The 20,261-nt window shown below is 32.5% G+C and carries 21 protein-coding genes and 1 tRNA gene; 11 read left to right on the top strand and 11 right to left on the bottom strand.

The genetic code is table 11. The features are described 5' to 3' along the window. Window positions 1-11 precede the first annotated feature (11 nt). The 3 genes from METFODRAFT_RS04445 to METFODRAFT_RS04435 are packed head-to-tail and all read right to left on the bottom strand — an operon-like array spanning window position 12 to window position 2,257. Window positions 12-785: a class III signal peptide-containing protein gene (locus tag METFODRAFT_RS04445; RefSeq protein WP_007044348.1), complete on the bottom strand. Its 774-nt coding sequence runs from the start codon at window positions 783-785 to the stop codon at window positions 12-14. Window positions 786-828: 43 nt separating this feature from the next. Next, complete coding sequence (locus METFODRAFT_RS04440) at window positions 829-1,752, bottom strand: AEC family transporter (protein ID WP_007044347.1); 924 nt, start codon at window positions 1,750-1,752, stop codon at window positions 829-831. Window positions 1,753-1,795: 43 nt separating this feature from the next. After that, entirely contained in the window at window positions 1,796-2,257 is a 462-nt protein-coding gene (locus METFODRAFT_RS04435; protein ID WP_007044346.1) for a phosphopantetheine adenylyltransferase, read from the bottom strand. Window positions 2,258-2,444: 187 nt separating this feature from the next. On the opposite strand from METFODRAFT_RS04435, the gene METFODRAFT_RS04430 reads away from it, so the two are divergent. Together METFODRAFT_RS04430 and METFODRAFT_RS11715 are read left to right on the top strand one after the other, a co-directional pair. Further along, on the top strand, window positions 2,445-2,711 hold the full coding sequence (locus METFODRAFT_RS04430; protein WP_342626862.1) for a hypothetical protein: 267 nt from the start codon (window positions 2,445-2,447) through the stop codon (window positions 2,709-2,711). Between the two features lie 321 nt (window positions 2,712-3,032). Continuing rightward, entirely contained in the window at window positions 3,033-3,155 is a 123-nt protein-coding gene (locus METFODRAFT_RS11715) for a hypothetical protein (protein ID WP_281034037.1), read from the top strand. A gap of 251 nt (window positions 3,156-3,406) precedes the next feature. Here the strand turns inward: METFODRAFT_RS11715 and ppsA are convergent, their stop codons facing one another. Then, a complete protein-coding gene (gene ppsA / locus METFODRAFT_RS04425; protein ID WP_007044344.1) occupies window positions 3,407-6,925 on the bottom strand; it encodes an intein-containing phosphoenolpyruvate synthase in 3,519 nt (1,172 codons plus the stop codon). A 264-nt stretch (window positions 6,926-7,189) separates the two neighbouring features. Beyond that, the gene (rplJ, locus tag METFODRAFT_RS04420; protein ID WP_007044343.1) at window positions 7,190-7,708 is read right to left on the bottom strand and encodes a 50S ribosomal protein L16; all 519 of its coding nucleotides are present in this window, start codon (window positions 7,706-7,708) and stop codon (window positions 7,190-7,192) included. Window positions 7,709-7,926: 218 nt separating this feature from the next. Here rplJ and METFODRAFT_RS04415 point away from each other — a divergent pair, with 218 nt between their 5' ends. Next, a complete protein-coding gene (locus METFODRAFT_RS04415) occupies window positions 7,927-8,109 on the top strand; it encodes a helix-turn-helix domain-containing protein (protein ID WP_048115566.1) in 183 nt (60 codons plus the stop codon). A 180-nt stretch (window positions 8,110-8,289) separates the two neighbouring features. Then, on the top strand, window positions 8,290-9,195 hold the full coding sequence (gene trxR / locus METFODRAFT_RS04410) for a F420-dependent thioredoxin reductase (protein ID WP_007044342.1): 906 nt from the start codon (window positions 8,290-8,292) through the stop codon (window positions 9,193-9,195). A 99-nt stretch (window positions 9,196-9,294) separates the two neighbouring features. Here trxR and METFODRAFT_RS04405 read toward each other — a convergent pair whose 3' ends face one another. Next, entirely contained in the window at window positions 9,295-10,521 is a 1,227-nt protein-coding gene (locus METFODRAFT_RS04405) for an ornithine cyclodeaminase (RefSeq protein ID WP_007044341.1), read from the bottom strand. A 271-nt stretch (window positions 10,522-10,792) separates the two neighbouring features. Here METFODRAFT_RS04405 and METFODRAFT_RS10025 point away from each other — a divergent pair, with 271 nt between their 5' ends. The 5 genes from METFODRAFT_RS10025 (at window position 10,793) to METFODRAFT_RS04390 (ending at window position 14,606) form a co-directional block, all read left to right on the top strand. Continuing rightward, the gene (locus METFODRAFT_RS10025; protein ID WP_007044340.1) at window positions 10,793-10,987 is read left to right on the top strand and encodes a hypothetical protein; all 195 of its coding nucleotides are present in this window, start codon (window positions 10,793-10,795) and stop codon (window positions 10,985-10,987) included. Window positions 10,988-11,162: 175 nt separating this feature from the next. Continuing rightward, window positions 11,163-11,858: a hypothetical protein gene (locus tag METFODRAFT_RS10020; RefSeq protein WP_007044339.1), complete on the top strand. Its 696-nt coding sequence runs from the start codon at window positions 11,163-11,165 to the stop codon at window positions 11,856-11,858. Between the two features lie 30 nt (window positions 11,859-11,888). Beyond that, window positions 11,889-12,422 (top strand): ABC transporter substrate-binding protein, encoded by a 534-nt coding sequence (locus tag METFODRAFT_RS10015; protein ID WP_342626863.1) that lies wholly within the window; start codon window positions 11,889-11,891, stop codon window positions 12,420-12,422. A 66-nt stretch (window positions 12,423-12,488) separates the two neighbouring features. Beyond that, window positions 12,489-13,535 carry a FecCD family ABC transporter permease gene (locus tag METFODRAFT_RS04395; RefSeq protein WP_007044337.1) on the top strand — a complete coding sequence of 349 codons (1,047 nt, stop codon included), beginning with the start codon at window positions 12,489-12,491 and terminating at the stop codon, window positions 13,533-13,535. Continuing rightward, window positions 13,536-14,606, top strand: a complete 1,071-nt coding sequence (locus tag METFODRAFT_RS04390; protein WP_007044336.1) for a FecCD family ABC transporter permease — start codon at window positions 13,536-13,538, stop codon at window positions 14,604-14,606. Here METFODRAFT_RS04390 and METFODRAFT_RS04385 read toward each other — a convergent pair. Continuing rightward, window positions 14,603-15,727, bottom strand: a complete 1,125-nt coding sequence (locus tag METFODRAFT_RS04385; RefSeq protein WP_007044335.1) for an ABC transporter ATP-binding protein — start codon at window positions 15,725-15,727, stop codon at window positions 14,603-14,605. The two genes, METFODRAFT_RS04390 and METFODRAFT_RS04385, sit on opposite strands and share 4 nt — an antisense overlap. A 212-nt stretch (window positions 15,728-15,939) precedes the next feature. Between METFODRAFT_RS04385 and METFODRAFT_RS04380 the strand changes: the two genes are divergently transcribed. Further along, complete coding sequence (locus tag METFODRAFT_RS04380) at window positions 15,940-17,196, top strand: ABC transporter substrate-binding protein (RefSeq protein WP_007044334.1); 1,257 nt, start codon at window positions 15,940-15,942, stop codon at window positions 17,194-17,196. Window positions 17,197-17,216: 20 nt separating this feature from the next. Here METFODRAFT_RS04380 and METFODRAFT_RS04375 read toward each other — a convergent pair whose 3' ends face one another. Further along, a complete protein-coding gene (locus METFODRAFT_RS04375; protein ID WP_007044333.1) occupies window positions 17,217-17,489 on the bottom strand; it encodes an ACT domain-containing protein in 273 nt (90 codons plus the stop codon). 40 nt (window positions 17,490-17,529) lie between these two features. Continuing rightward, a complete protein-coding gene (locus METFODRAFT_RS10010; RefSeq protein ID WP_245528908.1) occupies window positions 17,530-17,940 on the bottom strand; it encodes a transposase in 411 nt (136 codons plus the stop codon). A gap of 304 nt (window positions 17,941-18,244) precedes the next feature. On the opposite strand from METFODRAFT_RS10010, the gene METFODRAFT_RS04370 reads away from it, so the two are divergent. Beyond that, on the top strand, window positions 18,245-19,420 hold the full coding sequence (locus METFODRAFT_RS04370) for a bis-aminopropyl spermidine synthase family protein (RefSeq protein ID WP_007044332.1): 1,176 nt from the start codon (window positions 18,245-18,247) through the stop codon (window positions 19,418-19,420). A gap of 71 nt (window positions 19,421-19,491) precedes the next feature. Here METFODRAFT_RS04370 and METFODRAFT_RS04365 read toward each other — a convergent pair. Together METFODRAFT_RS04365 and METFODRAFT_RS11455 are read right to left on the bottom strand one after the other, a co-directional pair. Beyond that, window positions 19,492-19,563, bottom strand: a tRNA-Cys gene (locus tag METFODRAFT_RS04365). A 289-nt stretch (window positions 19,564-19,852) separates the two neighbouring features. Next, entirely contained in the window at window positions 19,853-20,143 is a 291-nt protein-coding gene (locus METFODRAFT_RS11455) for a DDE-type integrase/transposase/recombinase (protein ID WP_052322765.1), read from the bottom strand. Window positions 20,144-20,261: the final 118 nt, after the last annotated feature.

The following is a 20,261-nucleotide window of genomic DNA, read 5'->3' as shown; positions in this document are numbered from 1 at the left end:
TTATCAATAAATTATCGTGTAATCTCCTTATAATCAACGTACTCCCCATTTATGTAACTTGAGTATATGACAATTTTTGCATTTCCTTTTATCGTTGAATTTTCTGGGAATTCTGTTATGTTACAATTATTTATTATGAGATTCTGATTTCCACTACCGCCCCCACTTAACACAATACTGCCTATTTTTTCAATAATACAGTTGTGGAAATAGAGATCAGACCCTCCACTACCCCCACCATGCACGATAATTTTCCCAATTGTTCCAATATTCACACCATCAACCACAACACCGATCCTAATATTTCCACTCCCATCAACCTCAAGAGTAGATATATTCTTAATATATTTTATATTGGAAACTCGGGTTATTGATGAGCCTCTAACAAATATGGATATTTTTGACGTATTTTCAGCCAAATAGTAGAATTTTATGGAGTTTCCATTATTTTCAATAACATCTCCATCATAAACTGGGGTTCCATTTTTGGATGTGCTACTTAGTAGGTATAGTGATGGGGAACCTTTTATTATTATGTTTGTGTAACCAATAGTAAACAATTCATTTGAAGTAATATTTTCTTCCACACCTTTATTGTTAGTTACATTGCCGTTTATTATTGGTTTATGGATGGAAAAGCCCACAAATGTCGCATTTTTTAATGATTTTGGACCTTCTAAGGATTGGAATAGTTGTTTTGGAATGCTGATTTCAACAATCAATGCTCCAACAATAACTAATAAAATAAGTATAATCAATTCAATGGATACTTGCCCCCTGTTCATAACAACCACCTTAAATAAACAAAGAATTTGTTGTATATATTTATTATATTAGAAGTATTTCAACTAAACTGTAAACAATTGGGATAATTCCAAGTGACAATGCTGTGGTTATGAAGCAACATGATGCAACCAATTTGACATCCAACTCATAGAGGGTTGATAAAACCAAAGTCATCAACGCAGATGGCATGGCACTTTCAATGACAAGAATCTTTTTTTCTAATCCATTTATTAAAAATATATCAGATAGCGAATATGCAGCGACTGGGGAAACACCAAATCTAAATAAGGATGCTAAAATTCCATAAAAAACTCCAAATTTTGCCGCTGATGGAGATAAAGACAAACCAAGAGAGAGCATAATTAATGGTATGGTGGCACTTGATAAATATTCAAGTGTTTTTATTATAAATGAGGGGAAGTTGTTCAATTTTATCCCAAAAAATATCAAAATTATTGTAAAAATTCCAGTTATTAGTGGAGGGAATCTCAAGAACTCTTTTAATATATTCCCCGAATTTTTCCCAAATTTTATCCCAACGTACGTTCCAAATAACATGGTTGCAAAAACTCCGCCCATATCGCAAAATATCGCCCTTGCTAAACCATCATCACCATAAAATCCATACGCTATGGGATATCCTAAAAATCCAGTATTTCCAAGCATACAAACAAGAATAAATCCCCCCAATGATTTATTATCCAACTTTAAAAACGATTTTCCAACAAAATAAGATAAAACTCCACAAATTAAATCAGTTAAAATTATTGCAAATGGTAGTTTTAAAAATTCAAATAAATCTGATGGGGAGACCTTTGTCATTATTGTAAGGAATATCGTTGCTGGCATGGTTATATAAACAACTATATTGTTTAGTGCAATCCTATCGCTTTCCTTTAACAATTTTAGATATTTAAGTAGGTAACCGATTAATATCAAATTCATTACAATAATTATTACATCCATTTAAACCCCTCAAGAAACTTTATATACTAAGCAAAAAAAGAAACTATGGTTTTTTGAGTAAATGCCCTTTTTCATCTATTATTTTTTTTCTTATTCTTGTTGTTGATATAGGTTTTCCATCCTCTGCAAAAACATAATCATAAACATAAATCTTTAAAGGTTTTAATCCTTTTTCCACCCTAATTTCATTGATCTTTTCGGCAGTTTTTTTGGTTTCAGGAGAAACTACAATAGCATCATAATCATTTTCTATTGCATCCCCATAGGGGTCATCTATAACCTTCAACTCATAATCAATGTTATTTTCGTCTAAAAATTTCCTTAAATTATTTATTCTTACATCCAATGGGTTTATTTTATGTTTTTTATATTTTTTTGCAAACTCATCACTTGTGATTCCAATAAACAATTTCCCTAACTTTGATGCAAAGATTATGAGTTTTTTATGCCCTTCGTGTAATATATCAAAAGTTCCTCCAACAACAACTTTTTTGTTATTTTGCATGTTATCATCTTAATTTATTTATTTAAATGTTTTATAAAATCTTCGACATGTGTTATTTTGCATTTGTCCCCCTCTTGCAAAATACTATTTAAATTACTGATAGTGTGATTTAACACTATTAAAATTAAAACCAAAAAATAGAAATAGGTAGCACTTAAATAACTCGTTAAAAAACGGTGCATCTCCTATGCTAACAGCACTTAATAATATACTCACTAATTCTATAAATAGTTTAGGATTTAACTGTTCAGAGGGATTATCCAAGTTCGCACAGGTTAGAACGCTAACGCCGATAAAAACCATCAAAGCATTTTCAGAGGATATTTCTGGAATTCACAGAACAACTATCGTTAAAAACCTACAAAAACTATCAAAAAATGAGTTTTGTTTATATGTTCAACTATCTAACCTTCCGATATTTTGGATGACAATAGATTTAAATATACTACAATAATCGATTCAACACTACTAAGGAGATGGAGTGAAAAAGTTTATGGTCCTTATGTTGGTAAGTTAAAATCATTGCAATGTTGATGGAAAATCAGAAATTAAGACGAAATGCTTCGCATTTCGTTGCTCGCTTACTTCGTAAGCGAAAACCTAAGTATCTAGTATTTACAAACTATAAAAAGAAGGCAGAGGATATTATAAGCGAGTATATGAAGAGATCGAAGATAGAAGAATCAAACGAAAAACCTACGGTTTTTCGTAACTCACCTGTTATCACAAGGTAAAAACATCGATTGGGTGAAATACTAAGTATTTCACTGCTCGCTTGCTCCGCAAGCGAAGAGACAAATCGATTTTAGAAATCGAAGGAAACTATCTAACGTCTGAAAAGAGCAATATTGGATTTGTTAGATTTATGGCGATAGTATCAAACTGTATAGAATATTGAGATACAAATATGGACTATCGTTTTATAAAGTCGTTAAAGAGTGTAGTAAAGAATTGATAAATAACGGATTATCGTAACCACACTGTCAGATTTTAAATTTATTAGATTTATTATTAAGTGTATTCTTTAAATTAATTATCTCCATCAAAATAAAAAAGTTATCTTTAACAATATTATAAAATTCAAATTTTATAGTCACACTTCAAAATAAAATTAAAATCAAAATCAAAAAATAAAAAAAGAATTATTAATTATAGTTTTTTATTCCTAATTGCTTCGAGGATAATCTTTTGCTCTGTTCTTGCAACAACCTTTCTAATTGTATCAACTGCATCGATATTTGCAGAGATACTTGTTATTCCCCACTCCACTAACTTCTCAGCAATATGTGGTCTGCTTCCTGCCTGCCCACAGATTGAGGTCTTAATTCCATGTTTCTTGCATGTTTTTATAACATACTCAATCAACTTCAACACCGCTGGATGATGCTCCATGTAGTATTTTGAGACCAATTCGTTGTTTCTATCTATTGCAATGGTGTATTGGGTTAAGTCGTTTGTTCCCAAACTTACAAAGTTGATACCTTCTTTTATAAATTCCTCAATAATCAATGCTGCTGCTGGGGTTTCAACCATTATACCAAATTCGATATCTTTTCCTAACTCCAAACCAACTTCCCTTGCAATTTCTTTGACTTTTCTAACCTCATCTGGGTGTGTAACAAGCGGAATCATAATGTTTATGTTTTTGTAACCATCTTCTCTCAATTTTTTAATTGCCTTTAATTCACACTTCAATATCTCTAACTCATCTAAACTTCTTCTTATTCCCCTCCAACCCAACATTGGGTTGTGTTCTATTGGCTCGTCATCTCCTCCTTTTAACCCTCTAAATTCATCTGTTGGAGCATCTAATGTTCTATATGTTACTGGTTTTGGATAGAACGCATCTGCAACCTTCCTTATACCCTCTGCAAATACTTCAACTAAAGCCTCTTCTCCATCTTCCTCTAAAATCTTCTTTGGGTGTATTCCAGTTCCAAGTATCATGTGTTCTGCTCTTAAAAGCCCAACCCCATCTGCCCCTGTTGCCGCTGCCCTCTCAGCAACCTCAGGCATACTGACATTTACCTTAATTTCAGTTGCAGTAATTATTGGCATTTCTTGGATTACTGGTTTTATAACTTCTTTTTCTTCCTCTTTTTTCTTAAGTTCTCCTTCATAGACAATTCCCTTCTCCCCATCAACAGTAACAATCATGCCATCTTTAAGTACTTTTGTTGCTTCTTTTGTTCCTACAACACAAGGAGTTCCCAATTCTCTTGAGATGATTGCAGCATGGCAGTTGAATACAACTATTGGGGTATAATATCTAGTCCAGACAATATAGTTGTGGTTGAAGTCATCTTCTGCTTTAACTGTTATATTATAAACTTCTCCATAATCCTCTCCAATCTTCTTTATTCTAATTGAATAAATATCGCTTTCTTTTAGAACTTTGATTTTTTGTTTTATTTTTTCAATTCTATCTTTATTTATTTTGTTAAGGTATTTTTCTAATTTATTAACTCCAATGAACAATTTTTCTTTGTATGTCTTGTGTAAATAGCCCCTATAATCAAATTCTTTAAGTTCTGGCAATATTTGGGATATATCTATCAACTTTTTATCTTCAACTGGTTTTTTGAACTCCTTTAATTTATCTAATTTAATTCTCCTTGTTCTTTGTAGTATGGTTTCTAAGTTGTTGTTAAAGTATATCACTGCAGTTGATTTTTTATATCTTAATCTTGGGATGATTCCTAATCTATACAGCCCAACAATTAGACCCTCAATCTTTTTTGTATGAGATGAGTTTTGATATATCTCAATTCTTCTTTTTCCACTTAAACATCCATCTCCATCAACAAATCCTGCTATTAAATCAGATATTTCATCTTCGGTAGCATAGAGGGGGATGGTGTTGATATTCTCTTCAATAAAGCCCAGAATTTCAGAAGGCATTTTTCTACTTGTTTGATATTCAATAACGTTATTTCTATTACCAATCTCAATAAACTCTCCTCCAATTAACTTAACATCTTCTTTAACTTTTTCTATAAACTCTTTCTTACCTTCAACACATTTTTGAGTAAATCTCACTCTTATTGGTTTTCCATTTCTTTTAACAATATGCCCATCAGATAAAATTACTCCTCCTAAATACATAACATCTGATAAAGTTTCGTATTTTTCTTCAATCATTGGAATGTGATCAATACTTAAAACTGAGTAGTTGTTACTTATGATGTCTTTTAATTCCACTTTACTTAATATTCCATTAACAAATATTGGGAATTTGTGGTCAGGAGTGATTTTTATCGTATCTTTTGTATTTTTATTTTTTCTATAAACTCCAATCTCATATCTCTTTGCTTCTCTCTTTTGGGCATCAATAACTTCTTTCCATTCTGTTTTTAAGGTTTCTGCATTTAAACCAAGAACTTTTAATTTTTCTCCGTTTTTAACTAACTCATAAACATCTCTCATTTTTAAGAAGCCCCTATCTGTTAAAACCTTTGAATCCCCTTCTATACAAGTTAAACCCCCATCATCGGTAACAATTGCACATGCCCTTTTCATTGCTGGAACCATATCTGGAGTTGTCATTTTTGTAACTAAAACATCCCCATCCTCAACTTTTCCAATTTCATTTATATCAAAGATAACCTTAACCTTCCCGGATGCGATTCCTGGGGATGCTCCAATACCCTTAACAAGTATTTTTCCTTCAAATTCTTCTGCTTTTTCTTCCTTCTTTTCTCCGTCCCCTAATGTTGTTATAGGTCTTGCTTGGAGCATGTATATTTCCCCTTTTTCAATTGCCCACTCAATGTCCATTGGCATTCCGTAATGTTTCTCAATTTTCATTCCAGTTTTTGCCAATTCTTTTATTTCATTTTCCTCTAAAACCTGTTTTTCCTTCAAGTCATCAGGTGTTGGAACTTCTTTTGTCTCCCCAGTCTCATCTTTTATAAACATTGAGTCTTTTCTTGCGATGTATTTATCTACAACATCTAATGTGGTTTTATCAACAATGTACGTGTCTGGGCTAACTGTTCCGCTTACAACTCCTTCTCCTAATCCCCATGCTGCTTCAATAACCAATTGATTGTAGTCCTTGTTTATTGGATTTACTGTAAACATCACTCCTGCCTTATCTGCATTTACCATCTTTTGCACAACAGCAGCAAGAGCAACTTCAAAGTGGTCAAAGCCTTGCTCTTCTCTGTAGAATATTGCTCTTGGAGTAAATAATGATGAGAAACATTTTCGCACATATTTGACAACATTTTCCGCCCCTTTAACATTCAAATATGTGTCTTGCTGTCCAGCAAAACTTGCCTCAGGTAAATCCTCAGCGGTTGCTGAACTTCTTACAGCAACAAAAACTTCATCTTCCCCACTCATTTCACATAATTTATTGTATGATTCAATAATCGCCAACTTTAAATCCTCTGGCATCTCAACGCTTTCAATTAACTTCCTAATCTCTTCTGATGCTTTGATTAATTTTTCTGTATTGTTAATGTCAAGTCCACTTAAGATTTTTCTTATCTTGTCTTGCAATCCTGTTTCTCTAATAAAATATCTATATGCATCTGCGGTAACTACAAATGCTGGTGGGACTGGTAAGCCAGCGTTCCACATTTCTCCCAATGATGCTCCTTTTCCTCCTGCAATGTTAACGTCCTTATTTGAGAGTTCATCTAACCATGCGATTAGTTTCATATGGTATCCCCACCTGAAAGTTTTTATCATTACAGTTAATCATTTCTCCAAGTTTTATATATATCTTTTGTACTCAATTCAATTGTATTTCTCAGAGTTAATTATTTTTATCATCATTTAACTTTTCTGTAACTTTTCATATATATTTTTGAGTATGGGCCGTTAATTATAAATTTAAATATATAAATTAAATACAAAACACAACAAACCACTAAATTGGATTTAATAAATTAACTTAAACTTAAAAAAATAAATTATTTAAAATTATTTGACTAATTCTTTTCCTTTTTCAATTACTACCTTACATGAAACCGGCAACTTCATAGCACATCTTCTTAAAGCCTCTTTTGCATCAGTGAGTTTGTCAGGTTCTATCCAAACTGTTATAATTGGCTGGTTTTTTCTTACTCTTGCTGCTGTTCCAATTGGCTTACCAAATGCCAATCTCATACCATCAGAAATCCTGTCCGCTCCAGCCCCACATGCCATCTTGTGTTCTCTTAAAACTTGGTGTGGGTAAACCCTAATTTGGAATCTGTAACCCATTCTACCGCATTTTTTCGTTAAGTATTTGTTTCCTGCAACTCTCGCTGCTTCTAATGCATTATGCCTTATTTGTACAGATTCCTTAGCAACCAAACTCATTTGTATAGGAAAATCTCTTCTTAGGTCTCCCATTATGTAGTGAACGATTTTTGGCTGAGGTACTCCTCTTATGTATTCTTTTCTTGTATATGGTGGTTTATCCACACCTCTGTAACACTTTCCTGGTCTCAATGCCATAATCATTCCTCCGTACTTTTGTTATGTGTTTATATAAAATCAATGATTTTATTTAAATTTAATGTATTCCAAATCACTAAAACTCTTAATCGCCATCATTATTAATTTTTTGATATATAAATTTTTCTTTTGTATATGCCCGAATATGGTATCCCGAAATTATTTCGCACATGATATTATAAATATTCGAATGATAACACTCATAAAAATATGAGAGGGTGAATCTAAACCAGAAGAAAATTCGAAAAATAATTAGATGGAAAGAGAAAGGAAAGAGAACGAAAGTCATGGCAAAGAAACTAAATATATCCGAACGTAGGGTTCAGCAGATATGGAGAGAGTATCGGGAAACTGGAAGAATTCCCGAATTAAAACGTAGAGGTAGAAGGCAAGGAACATAGATAAAGAAACTATCGAATTGGTCTTAAATGCTTTGCCGAAATGTAAGCTAACGAGTCCCGTTCATTTAGAGAAGTATATAGAACGTAGGCATAATATAATTATGGCGAAATAATTTCAGGATACCACAATTTTGCAGGTGTTTTAACTAAAACGTGAATTCAAATTAAGGCGGTGAAAGAATGATTTATGATACAATAATAATTGGTGGAGGGCCAGCAGGATTAACTGCAGGAATTTATGCAATGAGAGCAAAATTAAATGCTCTATGCATTGAGAAGGAAAATCCTGGAGGAAGGATAGCAGAGGCAGGAATTGTTGAGAACTATCCGGGTTTTGATGAAATTAGGGGCTTTGAGTTGGCACAGAAGTTTACCGAACATGCTAAGAAATTTAATTTACCAATAGTTCATGAGGAGGTTTTAAAGATTGATACAAGTGAGAGGCCATTTAAGGTAATAACCAAAAACAACGAATACAAAACCAAAACCATTATAATTGCCTCAGGAACAAGACCAAAAAGATTGGGATTGAATGAAGATAGGTTCGTTGGCAAAGGGGTTAGTTACTGCACAACATGCGATGCATTCTTTTACTTAAAAAAGGACGTCATTGTTGTAGGGAGGGATACTCCAGGTGTAATGTCTGCAATAAATTTGAAGGATATTGCAAACAAAATCTACCTTATAACTGATAAAGATAAAATAAAAGTTGCAGAACCAATTATGCTCGATAAATTAAAAGAGGCAAAGAATGTGGAGATTATATACAATGCCAAACCAATAGAGATAATCGGAAAAGAAAAAGTAGAAGGATTAAAAATTGAAAGGGATGGAAAAGAAGAGATATTTAAAGCGGATGGGATTTTTGTAAGTTTGGGGCACATTCCAAATACGGAATTTTTGGGAAATAGTGGAATAGAGTTGAGGAGTGGGTTTGTTGTTGTGGATAAAAACTGCAAAACAAACATTGATGGCATATATGCGTGTGGGGATGTGACAGGGAGGGTTATGCAGGTATCTAAGGCGGTAGGGGAAGGGGCAATAGCAATGGTCAATGCAACAAAATACATCCAGAGGATGGGATAATGAATTTAAAAATCTTTCTTAACGGAAAATGTTGATGAATTCAGAGGATACAGAAGAAAAAGCATACGTGCGATACCCAATTAAATTTTATTAATTAAATTAACTGAGATTATCCAAATCCTTCTTTAACAAATGCAAAAATGCACATGGGTCAGAAACAATGCCGAGTGCTTGATGTGTTCCCCTATCTTGCAATCTTGTAACAACATAAGGATTCATATCAATGCAAACTGTTTTAACTCTTGCAGGTAGTATATTCCCAGTAGCAATACCATGAAGCATTGTTGCCAATATAACACACATATCTGCTTTTTTAGCGTATCTCCTCATCTCATCTTGAGCAACTATAACATCCCTTATTGTATCTGGCAAAGGTCCATCATCTCTCAATGAACCACCAATTACATATGGGATATTATTCTTCACACATTCATACAACACACCTTTTGTTAAAATTCCTTTTTCTACTGCCTTTTTTATTCCCCCAACTTTCCACATTTCATTTATTGCCACGAGATGGCTTTTATATCCTCCCTTAACAACATTACATTCATCATCCATGCCCAAAGTTGTTTTAAATAATGCATATTCAATATCCATTGTGGCAAAACCATTTCCGCAGAATAGTGCATCAACATAACCCTCCCTTACAAGTTCTTCCAATATCTTATGGGCTCTTGTATGTGCTATTGCCGTCCCCACAACCCAGACAATATTTCCTCCTTTTTCCTTTATCTTCTTCATTTCTTTTGCTATTGTTTTTGAGTAATAATCTAATGGCTTCTCAGGAGAGACCTCACTTTGCATAAATCCAAATATATCCTTTTCTCTTGTTCTTTCTAATGGAATTACCCTTATTCCTCCATAACCAACAACAACATCATCCCCCTTCTTCACAAGACCCATCCTTTTGCATACAGGGACTTTTTCCCCATCCCTATTCTCAATAACTATAACACAATCCATCTCAATATCCTCCACTTCCTTCCAAACACCATCAATTTTAACGTAAGTTGGTAAATTTGTGGTTCCATAAAAATTATCTGGTAAAACACAATCATCCAAGGCTTTTTCTGTCTTAGCATCTTTTGTTGATACTATAGCACCCATCTGCTGAATTTCTCTCAAGATGCCATCTAAATGTTTGTGGTCTTTTCCTTTAACGATAAGTTTTGCATAAGAAATATCTTCATTTGTTTTCCCAACTTCAAGTTTTTCTATCTCAAAATCTCCACCCATTAGGATTATCTTATCCAGCACATTGGGTAGTATGTGGGAGTCTATGATATGTCCACTCAACTCAACAACTTCACAGACGTTATTCATATTACCACCACATCATAATAATTTTATATTTAACAACATACTAAGGTAATAATATATAAAAATTATTCATAACTTTTATGGCAGCGTGGCAAGTTTATGGTGTTATGTTTGCAACTGGACATAATCCAAGAAGATTAGGTAAAGATAAAATCAGATGAAAATCAGAGATTTTCATTACTCGAAGCTTCGCTTCGAAGAGAAAAATGGATAAAAAGTTTGCAGAGATGAGAGAACGAATAGAGCAGTTAAATTCGATAATAAATTAGACGAAATGCTTCGCATTTCGTTGCTCGCTTACTTCGTAAGCGAAAACCAGATTATGAATAGATTCTGGACGAATATAAAAGGTTTTAAGAAGAAGTACGTTTTCTGTATGTTATCGGTTGTAACCGCACAGATATTAGCGATTTACAACCTAAAAACATATAAGTATCCATTAATAAGGATTAAAGATGTTAGAGTATAAATTCAGATGTATAAATTATGCACCACACTCAAAATAGTTAAGATTTTAAATTTTATTTTTTTATTTAAATATTTAATTAATTTAAACAAAAATTTATATATATTTGTTTTATGTTTTATATATTTGTTAAAGAAATTTTTATAAAATATTAAATTATCTTTACTAAGGTGATGACATGAAAAGAATAATACTCGTTTTGCTTGCTTTAATTGTAATGCCTATCTCTTTAGGTTTTAAGATAGGAGATATAAACCATGATGGAAGCGTAGATATTGCCGATGTCGTTTATCTCTTCAAGCATAGGAACATACCATTGGATGAAGGGGATGTAAACTGTGATAATAGTATAGATATTGCAGACGTTGTCTATCTATTCAAAAACTACGATGAGATGAGAAAACCTGTTGTGTTTGCTGAAACATTCCAATTAGAGCCGCATTGGGATGAGGGTTATTGTATAGTTGTTGATGCAGATGGGAAAAAATTCGTTATATTAAAAGAGGGAGCTAAAAATCCCAATATTCCAGATGCAAAAGTGTTTAGAGTTCCTTTAAAGAGGGTAGTTTCAGGTGACCAAATATTATTAGGAACTGCCCATATAACAAAGGATGATACTATAATTGACAGTATAAAGGCAATGCAATATTTAAACTCCATAGCTCCAAAGTATAAAAATGAACTTCCAAGATTGTATGAAAGATACCAAAATGGAGATATTTTAGATGCTGGAAGATGGACAAAACCAAATTATGAAAATATTATAAATTCAAATCCTGAAATAGTGTTTATATATAAATTCAAATATACAGAATCTATGAAAAAGAAATTTGATGAATTGAACATAAACTATGCAAGGACTGGAGCTTACTGAGAGGATAGTTTTTTAGGAAAAACTGAATGGATAAAATTTTTTGCGGTATTTTATGGTGATGATGATTATAAAAAATCTGAAAACTACTTCCAAGATGCATGGAGGGTAAGAAATAGTATCTTAAGAAAAGTTTATGATATAGATAATTACCCAAAAGTTGCATTCTTCTACTGGTCACCGACAAAAGGTCCTTACGTTTGGGGAGCACAAAACTTTAGACCAAAATGGATAAACATGGTTAAAGGGGAATACATCTTTAACGACATTCCAGGGACAGGAGGAAGTTATATGGATAAAGAGACATTTTATGAAAGGGCTATGGATGCGGATGTCGTTATTTTACATACAATGGGTGGGAATATAACAACAAAAGAGCAATTACTTAACCTAAACCCTGATTTTGCTAACTTCAAAGCATTTAAAAATGGAAGATTTTATGCTCTACCTTATGACAATACAAAAAGAGAAGTTTTAGACCCTGCTGGAATCATGCTTGACTATGCAAAAGCCATACATCCTGAAGTACTTGGGGACAATACTAAGTATTTAATAAAGATAAACTAAATTCCATTAGTAATATTTAAATAATACTTAATATTTATTTTTCATAAAAAATTTTTAGGTGATTACTTGGGGGCTAAGAGGGTTGTTTTTTTATGCGTATTGTTAAGTTCATTGATTGTTATTTCTTCAATTTACAGTTTAGCTGCTGGTAGTGTTAAAATCACTTCTGAGGAAGTAAAAAATTATATACTTAAAGGAACTACTGGTAATGAGATTAAAGACAAAATTATTGGAAAGTTAAGAATTTTAAGAACTATTGGGGCAATTATTGCAGGAATGTCAATAGCATTGGCAGGAATTTTGATGCAGGGCTATTTTAGGAACCCATTGGCAGATCCGTATCTAACAGGTGTGGCAAGTGGAGCATCTCTTGGGGTTGTTTTGTATATTTTCACCTCGATATTGTTTGGTTTTGGAATCCCCCACAATATTTGGGGTATGATAATCTCCGCTTATGTTGGGTCTTTGATAACGATGTTTATTGTTATAAATATAGCGAGGGTTGTTAAGCAAATCTCAACGTTGTTAATTTGTGGTATAATGATTGGTTCTATTGTTTATGGTTTCGCAACAATTATTATATATATGGCAGATTATCTTGAAGAGGGTAGTAAACTTTCAGAGTATTTTATGTGGGGAATGGGTTCTGTTGCTGGATTAACTACAGAACAAATAGTTGTTATAAGTATTATCCTAATCCCAATTTCAATATTGACAATGATTTTCCTATCAAAAAAACTTGATGCCAACCTTTTAGGGGAGAAGTATGCAATTAGCGTAGGGGTTGATATTAAAAGATTAAGAATGGAGTTAATACTTCTTTCCTGTATTTTAACTGCAACAGTTGTGGCATTTACAGGACCTATAGCGTTTGTAGGAATAATGTGCCCTATCTTAGCAAGAATGTTGTGTGGAACTTCAAAACATATCTATGTAATGCCTGTAACAGCCCTATTGGGGAGTTTGTTTCTAATAATTGCAGATATATTGGTTAGACCTGGAGTGGTTGTCCCAGAGTCTTCAAATGTCCTTGGACTTTCCTGTCCATTGTCAATAATTGGAGCACCAATAGCAATTTTTATTTATTTAAAAATAAGGAAAATGGGGATTTAAATGAAAAAAAGAGGTTTTGTCGTAATTTTAATTTTATCAATCCTATCAATAACTCTACCAATAATTGGGCTATATATTGGCGGAAATGCAAAGTCAATAACCTTTGGGGATGTGACAAACTTTATACTAAAAGGAACAACGGGAAGTGAATTTAAGGATTTTCTATTGAGGGACAATAGATTACCCCCAATATTGGGAGCGATAGTAGTTGGTTTAACATTATCTGGGGCTGGGTTGATGCTCCAAACATTGTTTAGGAACCTTCTTGCATCTCCTTACACTACAGGAATCACTTCTGGGGTTTTATTGGTTGCATCCTTGGTAATATTTGTAAATAGCATTTCAAAGATTTTGGATGTGGTAGTGGATAATGAAATAAGCAAAATTTTACTTGCTGGATGGATAGGAGGACTTTTTGCAATGATCATGTTGTTAATAATTGCATATAGGGTTGAGGAGGCAAATGGTGTAATAATTGTTGCTCTATTGTTAGGTTATTTCTTTGGAGGAATTAGGGATTATTTAATAGCAAATGCTGAAGAAGTTCGGATACAGCAGTATTGGGAGTTTATAGTTGGAAGTTTAACAAGAATTCATCTAAACGATATACTACCAATGGCTGCCTGTACATTTATATTTATTATTGGGGTTATATTTCTACTGAAGCCAATGAATGCCCTATTGTTTGGGGAAAAGTATGCAAAAAGTTTTGGGTTGAATATAAAAAAGACAAGAATATTGATTTTATTTTTTGCATCATTTATAACTGGAGCGATAGTTCCATTTACAGGATTAATTGCATTTATTGGTTTAGTTGCCCCATATTTGGCAAGACCTTTAATAAAAACATCTGACCATAGGTATCTAATGCCCACGTCGATGTTACTTGGTGTTGTTTTAATGCTATTGTGTCACATACTTTCTTTCAAATATTTTGTCCCATTGCATTATATCTACGGAATAGATAGGCCTGCCTCCCCACTACCCATTGGAGCAGTTTTGGATATATTGGGGGGGTTATTGGTTATATATTTGGTTTATAAAGGAGAGAAAAAAATAAGAATTATTTAGATCCCATTCAAAACTGAGATATTCCCATCATAATAGATGATTTTCTTTCCATATTCTTTTGCAGATTCAATAAGTTTTAAATTTTTATAGTTCATTTCACCAGTAGGAAAGTTGGTGTAAACTACAACATCAGAATACTTCAATTCCCTCAGTGCTTTTTCAAAATTCTCATCTGATATCTTATTATATGCATCCTCCTCAATTATCTCAACTCCCATAGCCTCTGCAATAACGTAATCAGCATCATTTTTGTGTAAAACCCCAACAACAACGCTATAACCATTCTTAACCAAATACCTCAAAACATTTGCTCCAGTTCCTGCACCACAAACAACAAATACTCTTTTATTTTTTATTGGTTTACTTTTTAACTCAAAATACCCAATAATTTTGCTATAGTTTGCATCCTTTAAATCGTAAAGGTCATTAACAACATCTCTCCTCATAACATTTTCAGGATGGCCATAAGCAATAACTTTGTGGTTCTTTATCAAAGCCATCTTGTCTGCAATCCTTAATGCGAGTTCAATGTCGTGCAAAGTTACAACAATAGCAAGATTCCTCTCATCTACCAACTTTCTAAGCAATAAAGTTAATTCAATCTTATGTCTTGCATCTAAGAAAGATGTTGGCTCATCTAAGATAAGAACCTTTGGTTCCTGTGCCAATGCCCTTGCTATCATAATCTTCTGTCTTTCTCCATCACTCATTTCAAAAAAATTCTTATTTAATAAGTACTCTGCATTAACAGCCTTTGCTGATTCAATAATAATTTCTCTATCCTTCTCAGTTAACCTACCAAACAAATCAGTATATGGATGCCTTCCAATTGCTATAATATCAAAACCTGTCATGTTTCCTGGATTCACTCTTTCGGTTAAGACGACTGCCATTTCTTTTGCCAAATCTTTTGGCTTTAGGTCATGGATTTTCATCCCATTTAAATAAACTATCCCTTTTTTTGGTTTTAAATATGTTGCTATTGTTTTTAAGAGTGTTGATTTCCCTGCCCCATTTGGCCCAATGATGCATAAAATTTCTCCCTCGCTTATTTCCAAGTTTATGCCTTCAACTACAACGTAACTTCCATAACCAACTGATAGATTTTCTGTTTTTAGCATTTATATCACATCCAAAATTTTAAAATAAGTTAAAATAATTTTAAATTAAGTAAAATTTATTTTAATTTAATTTCTCCACATATATTAACTTAATTTTTTATTTTTATTTTAATAATGCTCCTATTTTAAATCGTAAAATTTATATAAAATATACATTCTAATAATCATTGTTATTAAATTTTTTACAATAATGTTACTTAAAGGTGATAAAAATGAAAAAAACTATTATGATTTCGTTGGTGGCATTGATTTTAATGCCCATTTCTATGGGATATAAAATAGGAGATATAAACCATGATGGAAGCGTAGATATTGCCGATGTCGTTTATCTCTTCAAGCATAGGAACATACCATTGGATGAAGGGGATGTAAACTGTGATAATAGTATAGATATTGCAGACGTTGTCTATCTATTCAAAAACTACGATGAGATGAGAAAACCTGTTGTGTTTGCTGAAACATTCCAATTAGAGCCGCATTGGGATGAGGGTTATTGTATAGTTGTTGATTCAAAAGGTAATAAATTTGTCTTATTAAAAGAAGGTGCAAGTAATCCAAATATTCCTAATGCAAAGGTAATAAACATTCCAGTTCAAAAACTTGTAACAATATTCTATTCTCCGTTTATATCTACTGCAGATATATTGAATGATACATCATGCTACGACACAATAAAAGGAGCACCATTGTATGCAATAAAAAACTCCCCAACACTCTACAAATACTATGAAGATGGAAAATGTGTAGACATTGGTAAGTCAAGTAGTATCGACTATGAAAAAGTTACTGCTATAGATCCAAATATAGTATTCTTAGGTGATTGGTCAGCACACGATGAGATGGAAGAAAAATTAAAAGAGTTAGGAATAACCACTTCAAGATTCTATACCTACAAAGAACCAACATTTATGGGAAGAATAGAGTGGATAAAGTTTGCTGCTGCATTTTGGGGAGAAGATAAATACAATAAAACAGAAGATTACTTCCAAAAAACATGGAAAGCAAGGAACAACATTTTAAGGAAAGTTTATGGAGTACAAAATTACCCAACAGTCGTAGACTTCAGTTGGAGTAAGTACAAAAACCTTCCAGGAATATATGGAGCCCAGCACTACTACAACAAAATGGTAAACAACTTTGGTGGGGAATACATATTCAACGATATTCCAGGAACATCCTTCCAATACTTAGATAAAGAGACATTCTATGAAAGGGCAATGAACGCTGATGTTTGCATATTGAGATGGTTCTATGGAGATGTTAAAACAAAAGAAGATTTATTAGCAATAAACCCAGACTTCGCTAACTTTAAGGCATTCAAAAATGGAAGGTTCTATGTTTCCCATCCTGACTACTATGTTTGGGAGACTAAAGACCCAATAGGATACATGATGGACTTTGCAAAAATGATTCATCCAGAGTTGTTTGGCGGAGATGATGACTTGAAATACTACTACAAAATTAAATAATTAAAAATTTTTTTATTTTTTTAAATTCTATGCATGTATTTGAAAATATCCTCATGTTGTGCTATAACTTTAACCCCTATTTTTTCTCCAACTTCGTTTAACTTCTTTTTTAAAGTTAAAAAATCCTCTTTTGCATTGGATATATCAACAAGCATTATCATGGTAAATAAATCATCCATAATCGTCTGTCTTATATCCAAAATGTTGATATCATTTTCTGCAAGAACACTTGAAATATTTGCCACTATTCCTGTTCTATCTTTTCCTGTTACTGTAATAACCACCCTTTCCATCTATTACTCACCGTTTTTCCCATTATTAAGATTATAACACCTATGACATAACGACTATAAAAACCTTAAGGTTAAAATTTAACAGTATCTCCGAATATGCATTAGATATACACAACCGAGTATTACCACCATAATCAAAGGAAGGTTTGCAATACAAGTTTGCAAAGTCGTTAATTGATATAATAAATTCTTTTAAATTATAATTTAAATTATAAGGAATTTCGTTTTTATGTTTCATCCAAATCCAAAAGTTATGGATTATCGCTCTAAGGATAAATAGAAACAACCTAACCTTTAAAGTCCTGGATTTCGTTTTTATTTTTAGGTCTTTAAACATTCTAAATCTTGTTTCTATATTCCAACGCTTTTTATAGATTTTTAGATAGTCCTTTGCATGTTCAAAATCAAGATTCGTTAAGAAAGTGTAATAAACGGTATTATCTTCAACGATTATTAATTTTGATATAAATATTTACTTATGAAATAATCGAACTTCCATTTATCGCCTTTTTTATACTCTTTTTCGAGTGTAGTATTTTACTCTACCGTTCTTTGGGATAAAACTTATGTAATTACAGTTGTATCTCAAAAATCTTTATGATGTTAAAGTCCTTAAAACTCCCTATCGATTAAAGCTATAAGTTTCTTTGGGTTTATTTTTAATTCGTTAATAACAAAATCTAAAATCTCCTCTACATACTTAGATAGGGTCTTTTTATCAACTTCAATAATATCGCAAATATCTTGTGGTATTTATGAAAATCATTGGTAAAATAGGAAAAGGAAAAAAAGAAGTTGAAGAAAAAGAAATTATAAAACCAATTTTGTTAAAAGAAGTCGCAAGAAAAGTAGATATTGCAGAAGGAGAAAGGGCAGTTGAAGACATTTTAAGATGCATATATAGAAACCAGCCCATATCCACCAAAAAAATAGGGCAGTATGTTAAATTACCACTGCCAATTATTGCAAAGGTTAGAACATTATTGGAAAGATCTAAAATACTCGATAGGGAAGAAAAAGGAGCAGTATTGACAGAAATTGGTAATGAGTTTGTTGAGAAAGAATTAAAATTAAAAATGAAGCATGACTTAACATGCCCATTGTGCAATGGTAGAGGCATTGTTTTGGACGAGATGTTTGAGGAAATATTGAAAAAACATAAGATGTATGCAAAGAAAAGACCAACAGTTAATACAACAATTGACCAATCTTATGCCACTCCAGAAACTGCGGTTTATAGGGCTGCATTAATGGCACAAAGAGGAGATTTAGAAGGAAAAAGAATTTTATTTGTAGGAGATGATGATTTAACTTCAATCCCAACGGCATTAACTAATCTGTGTGAGGAGGTTGTTGTTGTAGATATTGATGAGAGGTTACTAAAGTTGATTGATGATGTTTCAAAAAAAGAAAATCTAAATATAAAAACGATAAAACATGACCTGAGAAATCCACTTCCAGAAGAATTAAGATGTAAATTTGATGTGATTTTTACAGATCCTCCCTACACATTAAATGGCATGAAGTTGTTTCTTTCAAGAGGGATTGAAGGTTTAGGGGGTGAAGGAATTGCATATTTGGCATTTTCTCATAAACCCATTGATGAATGGATTGAAGTTCAAAAAACATTGTCTAAAATGGGATTTGTTATCTATGAACTAATTCCCGGATTCAATTTGTATGAAGGTAGTGAGATCATTGGGAACACAACATTCTTAGCGAGATTAATTGGGAAAAACCTAAAACCAATTATTGAAGATGTTGAAAAAATCTATACTGGGGAAATTAAACCGACCCTAAGATACTATAAATGTCTAAATTGTGGGAAAATCTACGAAGTTGGTGATAAAATAAAAAGAATTGAAGATTTAACTTGTGAATGCGGTGGAAAAAAATTTTCCATGATTAAAAGAAAAAAGATTAAAGATTAAATTTTATTTTTATCTTTTTAATGTAATTAATTTATTTAAATTGATTGATATTTATTGACAAAAAATTAAAAAGCCGGGGGTGGGATTTGAACCCACGTGAGGCGGATCTGCAGTCCGCTGCCTAGCCTCTAGACTACCCCGGCACATGAGCATAGGTATGATTAACACTACCCATATATAAATTTTTTGGTTTATATCTATAAATTTATATATTCTATATAATGATTGTTGTATCCTGAAATTATTTCACCATAATTTTTCATACGCTAATCACCTCCTTATCACACTCTACACCATAATAAACTTCATAAGGAGTTTTAAAATTAAGAGAACGATGTGGTTTTACTCGATTATGCCAATCTACGAACTTTTCTAAACTATTGAACATATATAATCGATACTCCACCTTCCTATTTATCCTTTCAACTTTTCCTATTGTTTGGGATGTCTAACAGAGGTTCTTATATGCAAAATCCGATTTTCCAGTAGAAACTTCTGGAATTTAGACACTCCTCCTCTCGCAGGAACGAATTGAGTTCCATTATCGGTTAATATCTTTTTAGGTTTCCCATACTTTTTAAAACATTCCTTTAAAACAGAAATTACAACGTCTGATGTCGCTTCTTCATACAACTTAACATGTAAGATATATCTACTATGGTCGTCTATTATTAGCAGTAGGTAATATCTAATTTTACTAATATCTACTATTTTAAAGTCCATATGCATAGTTCGTAGGTTTTAAGGCGTTGAATCGCTTTGGCTTCTTTTTCTTTTTCTTCTTTCGTGGTTGTGTTATGCCAATCTCTTTTAGTATAGTATATATACAGTATCTCCGAAT

The organism is Methanotorris formicicus Mc-S-70, assembly GCF_000243455.1.
Lineage (GTDB): Archaea > AGJL01 > Methanococci > Methanococcales > Methanococcaceae > Methanotorris > Methanotorris formicicus.
The sequence above is the reverse complement of the archived record's forward strand: the minus strand, read 5'-3'. Positions and strand labels throughout refer to the sequence as shown.

Excerpts from the sequence above, each read along its gene's own strand:
- METFODRAFT_RS04445 (WP_007044348.1), bottom strand. The coding sequence starts at position 785 with ATGAACAGGGGGCAAGTATCCATTGAATTGATTATACTTATTTTATTA.
- METFODRAFT_RS04440 (WP_007044347.1), bottom strand. The coding sequence starts at position 1,752 with ATGGATGTAATAATTATTGTAATGAATTTGATATTAATCGGTTACCTA.
- METFODRAFT_RS04435 (WP_007044346.1), bottom strand. The coding sequence starts at position 2,257 with ATGCAAAATAACAAAAAAGTTGTTGTTGGAGGAACTTTTGATATATTA.
- METFODRAFT_RS04430 (WP_342626862.1), top strand. The coding sequence starts at position 2,445 with ATGCTAACAGCACTTAATAATATACTCACTAATTCTATAAATAGTTTA.
- ppsA (WP_007044344.1), bottom strand. The coding sequence starts at position 6,925 with ATGAAACTAATCGCATGGTTAGATGAACTCTCAAATAAGGACGTTAAC.
- rplJ (WP_007044343.1), bottom strand. The coding sequence starts at position 7,708 with ATGGCATTGAGACCAGGAAAGTGTTACAGAGGTGTGGATAAACCACCA.
- trxR (WP_007044342.1), top strand. The coding sequence starts at position 8,290 with ATGATTTATGATACAATAATAATTGGTGGAGGGCCAGCAGGATTAACT.
- METFODRAFT_RS04405 (WP_007044341.1), bottom strand. The coding sequence starts at position 10,521 with ATGAATAACGTCTGTGAAGTTGTTGAGTTGAGTGGACATATCATAGAC.
- METFODRAFT_RS10025 (WP_007044340.1), top strand. The coding sequence starts at position 10,793 with ATGCTTCGCATTTCGTTGCTCGCTTACTTCGTAAGCGAAAACCAGATT.
- METFODRAFT_RS10020 (WP_007044339.1), top strand. The coding sequence starts at position 11,163 with ATGAAAAGAATAATACTCGTTTTGCTTGCTTTAATTGTAATGCCTATC.
- METFODRAFT_RS04390 (WP_007044336.1), top strand. The coding sequence starts at position 13,536 with ATGAAAAAAAGAGGTTTTGTCGTAATTTTAATTTTATCAATCCTATCA.
- METFODRAFT_RS04385 (WP_007044335.1), bottom strand. The coding sequence starts at position 15,727 with ATGCTAAAAACAGAAAATCTATCAGTTGGTTATGGAAGTTACGTTGTA.
- METFODRAFT_RS04380 (WP_007044334.1), top strand. The coding sequence starts at position 15,940 with ATGAAAAAAACTATTATGATTTCGTTGGTGGCATTGATTTTAATGCCC.
- METFODRAFT_RS04375 (WP_007044333.1), bottom strand. The coding sequence starts at position 17,489 with ATGGAAAGGGTGGTTATTACAGTAACAGGAAAAGATAGAACAGGAATA.
- METFODRAFT_RS04370 (WP_007044332.1), top strand. The coding sequence starts at position 18,245 with ATGAAAATCATTGGTAAAATAGGAAAAGGAAAAAAAGAAGTTGAAGAA.
- METFODRAFT_RS11455 (WP_052322765.1), bottom strand. The coding sequence starts at position 20,143 with ATGGACTTTAAAATAGTAGATATTAGTAAAATTAGATATTACCTACTG.